Origin of the sequence: Paenibacillus sp. FSL H7-0714, assembly GCF_038003765.1 — a bacterium.
Lineage (GTDB): Bacteria > Bacillota > Bacilli > Paenibacillales > Paenibacillaceae > Paenibacillus_AQ.
In genome coordinates this window covers 1181632-1193473 of record NZ_JBBOPT010000001.1, presented here as the reverse complement: position 1 = coordinate 1193473, position 11842 = coordinate 1181632, and the positions used below count along the sequence as shown (strand labels likewise).

Genomic DNA, 11842 nt, shown 5'->3' with positions numbered 1-11842 from the left:
CTTATGCGCTAACCGAGTAACTCAAGAGATTGCTTTTTGTGTGAGTGGTATAACGGATTTGTTGGATCATTTTTAATTGCGTTCTCGATAGCCTCAATGGCCTCTTTATGCTTACCAAGCGATCTTAGACTGTTCGCCTTATGGAAGGAGAAGTCATATCTATTCGGCTGAAGCGCTAGCAACTTATCCATCTCGATAACTGCTTCTTGGTGTCGCCCAAGTTCTCTTAAATAATTGGATTTGTGGTAGCGATAGAACGTTTCATTAGGCGCCAGCTCACAGGCTTTATCATATTCCTGAAGAGCTTCCTCCGGTTTTTTCCACAGTCTTAAACAATTCGCTGTATAGAAATAAAATTCTAAATTAGTAGGTTCAATAGATAAAACGCTTTCATAGCATTGAAGTGCCTCTTCGTATCTCTTTAATTCCTGCAAGAAATAACCTTTATAATAGATGAAATCCAGGTTGTCAGCATCTACTTCCAGCGCCCTGCCTATGACAGATATAGCTTCTTCATATTGATCGTTGTTAGCGAGAGCCTTTGCCTGCTTCACATATTCATTATTTTCTTGGAAGCTTTGTTCTAGAATCTTCACGACTTTATGCTGACCGTTCTCTTCAGCACGTTGTAGGGATGAGAGCCCATCTCGATCAGGCAAATGCACATCTGCCCCTGCATGAACAAGCGCTTCAATAATGTCAGAATATAGTCTTCCGCCATTCCCCAATATGACTGCTTCAAGTAGGGCTGACCAGCCTAAGTCGTTGACATGATTCACTGGAACCCCAGCATCAATACACACTTCTACTGTTTTTAAATAGCCCTTTTCACTCGATGGTAACAGCGCTGTTCCTCCAAATCGATTCACGCTCTTCAAATCAGCTCCACCAGCAATCATGAGACGCAAGATTTCATAAAAGCCATTTGCTGCTGAGCAAATGAACGGTGAGAGTTGTGTAATATCTCTAGTGTTTACGTCACTTCCTGCTTCTATTAATCTTTTAGCAATCGCAATTTGATTGTTTTGAGTTGCCGCCATTAACGCTGTTCGCCCTGCAGCATCTTTATAATCAACATTGGCACCTTCGCCTAATAGTTTCTCAACAGAAGCCAGCTCTCCCTGTTCACTCGCCTCAATAAGTTTTATATTTAAGGATATACTATCCAAAATTGTTCACTCCTTCACAACCTAGCACGTGATGTTCGTCTAGTTCGAAATAAGAATGGTGGGCTAAGCAAGTTAGCCCTCTTCTTATTTAATATTTTCACTTAATGCAAGTAATGCTTGTTCAAATGCTTCGATTGGAGGGTTAACGATACCTGCACCAATCATTCCAATCCCCGCATCTTTATGTGCAATGGCTGTATTGATAATCGGCATAATTCCTGTTTGGATGACTTTTTGAATATCAATACCTGTTGGAATCCCTATAAAGTCAAGCATTGGAATCGTTACATTAGGATTTTCAGTGGTTGTGATTTCTGCCATTTTTGTGGTGTAACTGATTGCATCATCAACGGTACCCCCCACAAGCGAAACAATAGCCGGTGCAGTTGCCATAGCAAATCCGCCAATTCCATAGGTCTCCGTAATCGCACTGTCACCAATATCAAGACCAGAATCCTCAGGTTTGTAACCAGCGAACATAGGACCAATTACTTGTTGTGCAGGACCTGTAAACCACACGTTTCCAGCGATTCCACTCACACGGATACCGAATTCCACTCCGTTACGAGCCATTGTGGTAACAATGGTACTATTCTCAATGCCATGCGCAGCATCAAGGGCACATTTACATAGCGCCATCCATGTCGGACCCGAGAAATAATCGCTGCTGCTAACGAATTCAAACACTTCTTTTTTCTGCTCAACAGTGAAATCGGTTTGGATAATATAAGGCGTTAGTGCTTGAATGAGCAGGGTTGTTCCAGCTACATTTCGGTTATGACACTCGTCCCCCATATGAAGGGCTTGTGAGAGCATTAGGCGCAAGTCAATCCCATTTGGATTAAGTTTCATCGCATCTCTTAAAATAGGACCCAATACATCTCGCATCCAAATCAAACGCTGGATAACACTCTCGTCATTAGCACCCATACGAAGGATTTTGGACATTTGTTCACTTAAATTTGTATAGGCAATATTTCCATAAGTTTTATTCTCAACAATATGCATAAACATGGAAGCCGATGTTACACCAGCCATGGAACCAACACAGTTATGTTCATGACATGGCGAGAAAATAATCTCTCCAGACGCGGCTAGTACAGCTGCTGCTTCAATATTGGGGGCAAGTCCTTCAAATACAATAGCCCCTGTTATCGCACCTTTCATCGGACCATTCATTCGTTCCCAAGTGATTGGCGGGCCAGCATGTAAAATCGTATTTTTCGTCATACCAGGAACCACATTGATCGCTTGGTCAAAGCCAACTAGTACCGGTTGCGAGTTAATAATTCGCTCAACAGCCTCTTTGTTAGCAGCTTCAATCTTATCTGTAACACTTGGGTCTTCAAGCTTATCCAGCGCAGCAATTAATTCTGGATTCCCTCTGCCTGGCGGCGTCCACTCCAAGTGAGTTACATTCGCGTTTTGTTTTAACAAATCATCTCTAAAGTTCGCAATGCCTACATTTATGACATTTAGTTTATTCGTAAAAAGTTCATTGATTTTACTCATGACTATTCTCCTTTCACAACGAATTCTCTTGCTAGTAGACCTGCGTTCTGACTGCTGCTAGCATGTGTAGCACCAGAAGCTAACAATTTATTTATTTGACCTTCAATATTTTGACTATCTAGCTCGGTTCCAAGAATGTATCCAATAATCTCTAGATGTCTTCCTTCATCTTCAGCGGCTTGCTTCGCTTCGATAATCGCTGGAAGCATTGCGCCTACAGGATCTTCGTGTGCTCCGAAGCCTAGAACAAAGTCCATCACAATAACACCGACAGAAGGATCTTTCGCTTCTTGAATAAATCTTTCAATCCGAGTGGATGGATCTATCATTGGATGTGGCTTACCTTGTGTAAATTGGTCGTCTCCGAAGTCAATAAAGGTATGATCTTGGCTTACTCTAACATCTTTTAAGCGATATTCAGGATCTCTCTGAATGTTACTGTAGACATTATCGAATTTCTCCATAGCAATGTGCATCGCTTCATCACAGAGCGTACCGCCACTAAATAGTCCACGGATATATTTTTGCTGAGGATTTAACTTCGCACGCACTTCTTCAATAAGCGGAAGATTTAACGCACGTTTGTTAAGCTTCGATTCGTCTGCTCCAGCTAAAAGTACCGCTTTAAGTGCCGCTTCTTTTGACATTTTTGCAAAATGACCGCCAGCTTGGGTAACCTTTTCTTCATTCCCACCCACAAACCAAACCACGACTGGTTTCTTACATTGTTTAATTTGTGCTAGTACTTTCTCTTCTACACTTGGTGCTGGTGGTTTAGATACGAGAACAATAACCTTTGTTGCATCGTCCTCTTCTAACGCTTTAATTCCGGCCAGCATCATAATGCCGCCAACCTCTTCACTTAGATCTCTACCGCCTGTACCGATCAACTGTGTGATTCCACCGCCAAATTCATGAATACGAACCGTTACCTCTTGGCTACCTGTTCCTGATGCGCCAACGATCCCGATATTGCCTTTTCTCACGGCATTCGCAAAGCACAAAGCGACATTACCAATAATCGCAGTACCACAGTCTGGCCCCATCATTAGCAAGCCTTTTTCTTGGGCTAAAGTCTTTAATTCAATTTCATCTTCAATACTTACATTGTCGCTAAACAGCATGACGTGAAGATTATTTTCAAGAGCTTTTCTTGCTTCTCTAGGAGCGTAGCTCCCATTTACGGCAATAATCGCTAAGTTAGCTTCAGGAGTACCGTTTACAGCTGAGGTAATTGTTGAGTATTTAACCTCACTCTTTCCTTTAGAGGAATCTTTCTTTTTCGTTAACAAATCATTGATGCTTTCGAAAGCACCCTCACATAGTTCTTCAGAGGCAGCCTTCACAATAATCACTAAGTCACTTGTTTTGGCACTTTCTACTTCAGGTGTCATCAAGCCCACATTTCTAATGACCTCTTTATTCATTTCAGTACCCATTGCAATAATGGCTTGTTCTACGATTTCGATCTGATTCGCTTTTGTTGAGAGTGACATCAAAGATACGGAATCGATATAAGTGTTTGGTTTTACTAAAACTTGAACAGTCATACTTGTACCTCCCATTTACTTGTTCATTTCCAGCCCTGCAACAATTCCTAGAGCTATATCAGTACCCGAAGTGGACCCTATAGCCAGTACCCTATCTAAAGCCAATAGCAATTCCTCTTCGCTACCTCTAAATAAAGCTTCCATTAAGTCACTTATAGACTCTCTTACCTGGCCAACTGCTGCTTTAGCTAATGCCATATAGCTGATATCATTGGTTAAAGCCTTCGCATGTAAGACGACTTCTTCACAAAACGATTGGTGTAAAAAGTATTGATGATTCTCGATGCCCATGACGGTAAACAATCCCACCAAGAAATCATCACCGGCTGGCGTTAAGCCTGGTCCAAGGCCTATGAGCGAAGTTGCATGTGTGATTGCAGTAGAGATTCGCTTGTTTTGCAATTCCGATACAAGTAACTGCGTCCGTTCATGAAGCATTCTAGACATTTCATCGTCAAAAGGATTGCTGCTCTTGAAAGCCCTTTCAATTTTGCTGTTATTTCCGTGAAGTTTGATATATTGCTTCATGGTGGATACATTCATTATTAAGACATCAGCTTCTGAAGGATATTTAGGCAGTTTACAATTCCATTTCTTAACACCATTCATTGTGATAGACATCTTATTAGCAATTGATAAAACGGAATGATCTGAACTTACAATGTCATTCACCCTGATATCTGCTTCTTCAAAGTGTTCTAAGTCAATAATAAGTGTATTTGGAGCATTATCAATTCCCTTACACGCAATAGTATACAAATCTCCACGATCCAAACATTGAATATTGATTGTGCGATTAAACGTGCTATGAACAAAACCATGAAACTTATGATGAATGATTCGTTGAATAAATTCTCCATCACCGGATTTCGCAAATCTCACTAGAGTCACCTCTGTTTTAATTCCTTATATTTTCAAAAAGGTGATTGACCTCCTTTTCACTTCAACAGATGGATGAATGCATTGAATAATACGATTTGGTTACATCGTACAAAGGCAACGACGAGCGTAACTACCTTACGCACTTAATATATAATATACTGGTAGGGATCGTCATCGTTTAAGCGAACCAAAAAGAGTGCATCCTATTTGTGCATGTTATACAAGCGAATGTGTTAAAAGTGTGTCTGAGGAGCGTGCCAAAAATTGCTAACCGTTAAAGACTTAATGAAGATCAAGGCTATAGAGGGAATAAAAATTGTTGCTGGAGAACAAGGCATTGATAAATCCATATCCATCGTTAACATTATTGAGAATCCTGACGCCTTTGACTGGCTTTCACCTAACGAACTACTCTTATCAACAGGCTACATCTTTAAAAATAATGCAGAACTACAAAATCGAATTATTAAGGAACTTGCGGAGCTGAACTGTTCAGGATTGGTTGTAAAAATGAAACGGTACTTTGACAAGCTTCCTCAGAACATGATTGATGAAGCCAATAAGTATGGGTTGCCCCTTTTAGAACTGCCCTTTGAATACACACTCTCTAACATGATCTCGATCATTAATGAGAAGGTTTCCGGAAGATATGATTTGCTCAATAGAAAGACTTTAGATATACATAACTTGTTCTTCAAAATCACCCTCGAAGGCGGTGGTATTGCCAAAATAACTTCCATGTTATCCGAAACGATTAGTAATCCTATTATTGTCGTAGACAAGGATTGGCGATTATTGCATCACACTGAACATGCGAAGAACAACAGTCCTCTTGAGTATTATCTTGATTTTTCAAATCGACAGCCTGTTTTTAATAAAGCGTTCATCGATACTATTCCTACCAATCTAAATGAAATGAAAAAGTCTATTAAGAGGACCTATCATTCAGAAGGTGCAGAAATAAAATGTCGAGTGATTCCTGTCGCTGCTTCTAACTATATTTATGGCTATATTGTGATTTGGCAGACAGTGCAAGAGCTATCAGAATTTGATTACATTATTTTGCAGCAAGCCTCCACCATCATGGCACTCGAGCTGATCAAAGCAAAGGAAATTAGCGAACTTGAAATAAGAATTAAGCAGGACTCCATTGATGATTTACTTTCGGGGAAAATATCATCCCATGAAGCGCTGCAAACCTTATGTTATTTACATGGATTAAATCCGGGCTATATGTATTACAGTATGGTGATAAATATTGAAATGAATGAAGCAGACAAGTTTGAAGATATGATTATCGGAAAGTACAAAATGGAGTCTATTGCAAAAAAATGTGTGGACATCATTTATGACTTGTCGCATAAAGCGATTGGAGAAATAAAGTGCTTTTATAGAAATAATAGAGTCATCATTCTAGTAGGGCAAAATGAAGAAAGACCTCCTGTTGCGATTAGTGATGCCAAGTTATATGCAAATGAACTGCTTGAGGTACTTATTGAAAGAACGAAGGAAACACTCCTAATAGGCATTGGTCAGCAATACAGTACAATCAGCTCGCTGCATAATAGCTTTTCTGAGGCGAACGAAATGATTAAATTGATGCAACAAAAAAACCTTCAAAACAAGGTCTCACATTTCGAAGATTATTCGGTTTACCATCTGTTGGAAGCTAATATCAAAGTCGTTGCCTTAGAAGAATTTTTTCGGAAGTGTCTAGGTAAAATCTATGATCATGATCAATTACATGGTACAAGCTACATGTTAACTTTAGAAAATTACTTTATTAACAATCTGAATGTCACCGAAACTTCAAAGGCTATGTTTTTACACAGAAACACACTTATCTATCGCATTGAGAAAATAAAGGAAATCCTAAATCTGGACTTAAAGCATTCAGAAGAATTACTACGAATTCAAATAGCGCTAAAGATATTTAGTATTTTAAATAAAACGATTTAAAAAAACTCCCCATACAGCAGCAGGGTTCATTATTACACCTGTCTACTACATGGGGAGTCTTTTTATACATACTTATCTCGGCCAGACAACATTCCAAACGTTGTAACTACTCCAGAGATAACGATCAGTGTGATCAGTGGAATCGTCCACACTTGGGTCATATCGTATAAATAACCGATCAATATAGGTCCTATGGCTGCAAGCATATATCCCGTGGATTGAGCCATTCCAGATAATTCTGCAGCTTGATTTCCGTTTCGGGCACGAATTCCGATATAACTTAGCGCCAATGGGAAATTCCCTCCCAAAGCGATACCAATCAAGATAATACTTAGGATCATTATGGGGTAAGATGAGCCCATGCTTAGGCCACCATAACCAACAATGGAGCACATGCCTAATGCGAATGCAATCCATACTTGAGAGCGTAGTCGTCCTGCAAGAATCGGAACAAGAAAACTAACAGGTACGCCAACAATTTGTGTGAAGGATAATAACCAGCCTGCTGTACCCCTACTTATGCCATAGTTATATAAGATTTCAGGTAACCAAGACATCGTTATATAAAATAATGAAGACTGAAATCCCATGAATAGCGCTATTTTCCAAGCGAGTGGTGAACGCCAGATTTGCTTAGCACTGATCCTTACACTTTTCACTGCATTATCTTTGGCTGGATTTAATCTAATTAGAAGGATCCATACCACGATCGCTATGATTGTCGGAATTCCCCATACGATTAAGGCTCCGTCCCACCCAAGCTTCAGACCATGGGCTAGAGGAATACTAATACCTGATGCTAACGATGCGAACAATCCCATTGAAGTGGAATAGATACTTGTCATTAGACCGAACTTTTGTGGGAATTTCTCCTTCACAACTACCGGCAATAGAACATTTCCGATGGCTATCCCTACTCCAATCAATAGCGTACCAAAGAAAATAAAGAGTGTCATTGAAATGGAACGAATGCAAATTCCGACCAAAAGAATAACCAAACCTAACAATAGCGTCTTCTCGTTGGATAAACGAGCAGCGATTCTAGGAACGAGAGACGACATAACAGCGAAGGATATCAAAGGTATACTCATTAATAAACCTGCACTCCAGTGTGCAAGCCCCACATCTTCTTGAATAACGCCTACTAATGGACCTACCGATGTAATCGCAGGGCGTAAATTAAAGGCTATCAGAACAATCCCCGAAATGAGTAAAATGATATATAACGAATTCTTGTTGTCTTGTGTCTGTGGTGAATGCAAAAACTAAATCTCCCCTCAACTAATCAAATGCCAAATGATCTTCAGAATGTAGCATTAGTTATAACATATAAGAAAGTAGTTTAAAAGTATAAAGTAGCAAGGAGGCGTACCCGTTTCGCATACAAAGAGATAAAAGCGGAAGCGTTCACCTAAGCGAACACGTTAATCCTAATTAAAAGACAAAGCTGTACCAAGTAGCCATTTTCATGACTTTGGTACAGCTTCTTTGTGCTGATTTTATGTTTAGATTTCGTACCACTTGATCTCATTCGCTTCCAGCTTGAGTGAGAAGCTAGAGCCATCACCACGATAAACGACAGTTTCCTGTGGCTCATAAGTGTTGTTCACGACGCAGTATTTACCATTTTTAACATAGGCATGAACCTCAACATTATAGTTTTCACTGAACCAGCGATTTAGCTCGTGGTCGCTGTGAGTGCTCCAGAGAATTGCACGGTAAAGTAAGCGACTGTTCTCAAAACTATAAGGCAATCCACTGATGTAGACAGATCGTCCACTACCGAATTCATTCACTGCAAGTTGAACTTCTTTATCAACCTGACGAAGGACAGTGGTGCCTTCGAGAGCGAATATATTCTTCTTTCCTTCACCGAAATCGATAATCTTCTTTCCTTTATCATCTACTCCGAAGTCTTCAGTAATAAAATGATCCTGCTCTTCCCAGTTATATTTATCATAACCGAGAGTGAATCCTTTTTCTTGCTCTACACCGAGGATGCTTGCAAGCTGGAAGTACCTTCCGTTCGCTTGATGAGCTGCGGGTTCGCCCACTCCAATGAATCCTCCGCCCTCATGAACAAATTGCTTCACTGCTGTTACAATATCTGTATCCAGCCACCAATCCCCACCTGTGTAGGCCGTATCGCCATCCCCTACATTCAAAATGACATCGATTCCTTTAAGGATAGAGGGGTCATTCTTAATATCATCAAAGCTAATGAATTTGACATCAAAGGGTGCACCAGATAACGTCTCTATGATCCCTGCATAGCTATAATTTTGTTTTTGATAAAGGGCATGATGAACCATATGATTACCCCATGCACGCATTTTACCCCAGCAGTTGAGTACTGCAACGGTTTTGACACTGTACGGTGTTGTTCCGTGTACATTATCATACAAAGTACGGAATTCATCACACACACTCTCGATGTAGCTCATGAAATCCGGAAAATCCAGTGCCAGCTTCAAATATCCACCATAACCAATTCGGTCAATCGGCTTACGAAGGATCGCTCGTCTTGCTGTGACCCAGTTTACTTTGGCTTCACGTACAGGATCTCCACCCTCATAGAACGTATCCGGGAAGAAATACGGTAGGAAACGTCCCTCTGTATAATTCACACCAGGTATATCGCTAATCAGCCGAAGGGTGGAACCATTGCCTACACTACCGACAACAGCATCTACCCCAATCGATGAGAACTCTTCCATAAATGGCTCGGTACCAATCCAGTGATCACCAAGAAACATCATGGCTGTCTTTCCATATTCGTGAGTAATATCGACTAATTCCTTAGCAAGCACGGCGACCTCACGCCGCTGAAATGCCTGAAAGTCTTGGAACTCCTTGGTCGGAATGCGATAGTTATTATTATAGTAGCCCTGATCAATGATATATTCGGCTCTAAACGGATAGCCCATCTCTTGTTCAAATTGTTCAAGAATATAAGGACTAACCGATGCTGAATAACCATACCAATCCACATATTTCTCACGTGCAAGCTCATCGAAGACGAGTGTGAATTGGTGGAAGAAAGTCGTAAATCGAATGACATTGACATATGGATGTTCATCAATAAATTGACGTAGTCGTTGCATTGTGAACTCACGCGACTTCGGTTGGCGAACATCAAAGGTGATCTGAGGCTCAACATTTTCCCAACCATTCGTGACCGCATTGTACATATGAACGGGATCCCACATAATATAGGCTAGAAAACTAACCGTGTAATCGTGGAAGGGACTTGCTTGAATAATAACACTGCCCGTTTCTTCGTTATAGCTCCATTGCTCAGTCGATAGCACATCTCCTGTTGTACGATCGATAACTTCCCACCAGCGCTTGATATCGTCACGAGTATTCACTTTCAGCATATCTGGATAAAGTCCCTTCATTAAAGGGATAATTAGACTAGAGCCTTCAGCTGTATAAAAAGGCGTCATAAGATACATCTGCTGTATTTCATCCGAATTTGCTTTTGCCCATCCATTTTCTTTACGAGTGGTATAGTAAGTAGAATACACCTTAGCATCGATATCCCGTAATTCTGCGGGAAAGTCAGTACCATCGCAATCACGTACTGCATCCGCGCCCCAGCGCTTCATAACTTCTATCGTTTCAGGAATAACATCCAGATCTGTGGGTATCGTGACCCGTCCTTTGTTCATCTTTCATAACTCTCCCTTTACTTAAATTTCCGATTATAGAACCAGAGAAGACCTATTAGAAGTGCCAGCCCCAGTAGCATAATTCCGAGCCCGGGTGCACCAATATTTTTTTGCCCAATAATAACGAGTACTAGCGCGAAGATGAAGACAATCAGCATCAACAAATTGCGTAACGGATTACTCATGGTATCACCTTAACCTTTCAACCCGCCCATGGTCATGCCTTGGGTAAGCTTCTTTTGTACTAACATATAAAGAATAAGGGTTGGCAGCATGACTATTACTAGACCTGCATACATTTGTCCATATTCGACAGCTGATTTCTGAGCAGCCATGAGATTCATTAAACCAACTGGTAATGTTCGAAGTCCTGGCTTCGTCAGTAAAGTCATCGAAATGATATATTCGTTCCAGAAGGAGAGGAAATTAAACAAGATAACCGTTACAATGCTAGGTTTAGCCATTGGCATAATAACCTGCACCATCGTTCGGAAATAGCTTGCACCATCTACAGAAGCAGCTTCTTCAAATTCCCTAGGTAATGATTTAAAGTAGCCCCCCAATAGATAAATCGTGAACGGAAGCGCCATTGCAGCATAGACAAGTGCCAGAATGAATAAATTATTCAGGAGTATCGGCTGTCCAAATAAATTGCGAGCGACCTTGTCACCGTTATTGAGCATAAGGAAGATCGGAACAACAATATAATTCACATTGATAAATAATCCTGCCATAAACATCAAATTTAAGATGACGCTTCCCTTGAATTTATAACGTGCAAGCACATATGCAGCAGGTAAGGCAATGACCAGCAGAAGCGCGATCGCAATCACAGTTACGATTACGGAGTTGAACATGTAACTGCCCATCTTAGCTTTCTGCCAAGCATCCGCGAAGTTTTGTAGATAAATTCCTTTTGGAAGAGCCCAAGGATTAGCATAAAACTCTACATTCTGTTTGATGGAGGCCATAAACGCCCAAGCTACAGGGACGATGATGATAATTGCTAGTAGGATCAGCACAACATAGATGAGGACCTTATACAACTTATCGCCGGCTCCATGATGTGTGAGTTTATTATTATTCAAGTTGTCCC

The 11842-nt window shown here is 40.7% G+C and carries 9 protein-coding genes; 1 reads left to right on the top strand and 8 read right to left on the bottom strand.

What is annotated here, in order from left to right:
- Positions 1-8: 8 nt before the first annotated feature.
- From NST34_RS05215 to NST34_RS05200, 4 genes are all read right to left on the bottom strand, one after another.
- The gene (locus NST34_RS05215) at positions 9-1169 is read right to left on the bottom strand and encodes an ankyrin repeat domain-containing protein (protein ID WP_076283958.1); all 1161 of its coding nucleotides are present in this window, start codon (positions 1167-1169) and stop codon (positions 9-11) included.
- 84 nt (positions 1170-1253) lie between these two features.
- Positions 1254-2681: a YlbE family protein gene (locus NST34_RS05210; RefSeq protein WP_341127305.1), complete on the bottom strand. Its 1428-nt coding sequence runs from the start codon at positions 2679-2681 to the stop codon at positions 1254-1256.
- 2 nt (positions 2682-2683) lie between these two features.
- Positions 2684-4231, bottom strand: a complete 1548-nt coding sequence (gene fdrA, locus NST34_RS05205) for an acyl-CoA synthetase FdrA (RefSeq protein ID WP_076283956.1) — start codon at positions 4229-4231, stop codon at positions 2684-2686.
- Positions 4232-4246: 15 nt separating this feature from the next.
- Positions 4247-5113, bottom strand: coding sequence for a DUF2877 domain-containing protein (locus NST34_RS05200; RefSeq protein WP_076283955.1), 867 nt, complete (start codon positions 5111-5113; stop codon positions 4247-4249).
- A gap of 285 nt (positions 5114-5398) precedes the next feature.
- On the opposite strand from NST34_RS05200, the gene NST34_RS05195 reads away from it, so the two are divergent.
- Positions 5399-7072 (top strand): PucR family transcriptional regulator, encoded by a 1674-nt coding sequence (locus NST34_RS05195; RefSeq protein ID WP_341127304.1) that lies wholly within the window; start codon positions 5399-5401, stop codon positions 7070-7072.
- 62 nt (positions 7073-7134) lie between these two features.
- Here NST34_RS05195 and NST34_RS05190 read toward each other — a convergent pair whose 3' ends face one another.
- The 4 genes from NST34_RS05190 to NST34_RS05175 all read right to left on the bottom strand — a co-directional run bounded on the left by NST34_RS05190 (position 7135) and on the right by NST34_RS05175 (position 11834).
- Positions 7135-8334 carry a CynX/NimT family MFS transporter gene (locus tag NST34_RS05190; RefSeq protein WP_341127303.1) on the bottom strand — a complete coding sequence of 400 codons (1200 nt, stop codon included), beginning with the start codon at positions 8332-8334 and terminating at the stop codon, positions 7135-7137.
- 243 nt (positions 8335-8577) lie between these two features.
- Complete coding sequence (gene gnpA / locus NST34_RS05185) at positions 8578-10746, bottom strand: 1,3-beta-galactosyl-N-acetylhexosamine phosphorylase (protein ID WP_076117996.1); 2169 nt, start codon at positions 10744-10746, stop codon at positions 8578-8580.
- 17 nt (positions 10747-10763) lie between these two features.
- On the bottom strand, positions 10764-10931 hold the full coding sequence (locus NST34_RS05180; RefSeq protein ID WP_170880250.1) for a DUF6903 family protein: 168 nt from the start codon (positions 10929-10931) through the stop codon (positions 10764-10766).
- A gap of 9 nt (positions 10932-10940) precedes the next feature.
- The gene (locus tag NST34_RS05175; RefSeq protein ID WP_042124581.1) at positions 10941-11834 is read right to left on the bottom strand and encodes a carbohydrate ABC transporter permease; all 894 of its coding nucleotides are present in this window, start codon (positions 11832-11834) and stop codon (positions 10941-10943) included.
- Positions 11835-11842 lie beyond the last annotated feature (8 nt).

What these genes read in the sequence shown, in the direction of transcription:
- NST34_RS05210 (WP_341127305.1), bottom strand. Translation starts at nt 2,681, where the DNA reads ATGAGTAAAATCAATGAACTTTTTACGAATAAACTAAATGTCATAAAT.
- NST34_RS05180 (WP_170880250.1), bottom strand. Translation starts at nt 10,931, where the DNA reads ATGAGTAATCCGTTACGCAATTTGTTGATGCTGATTGTCTTCATCTTC.
- gnpA (WP_076117996.1), bottom strand. Translation starts at nt 10,746, where the DNA reads ATGAACAAAGGACGGGTCACGATACCCACAGATCTGGATGTTATTCCT.
- NST34_RS05195 (WP_341127304.1), top strand. Translation starts at nt 5,399, where the DNA reads ATGAAGATCAAGGCTATAGAGGGAATAAAAATTGTTGCTGGAGAACAA.
- fdrA (WP_076283956.1), bottom strand. Translation starts at nt 4,231, where the DNA reads ATGACTGTTCAAGTTTTAGTAAAACCAAACACTTATATCGATTCCGTA.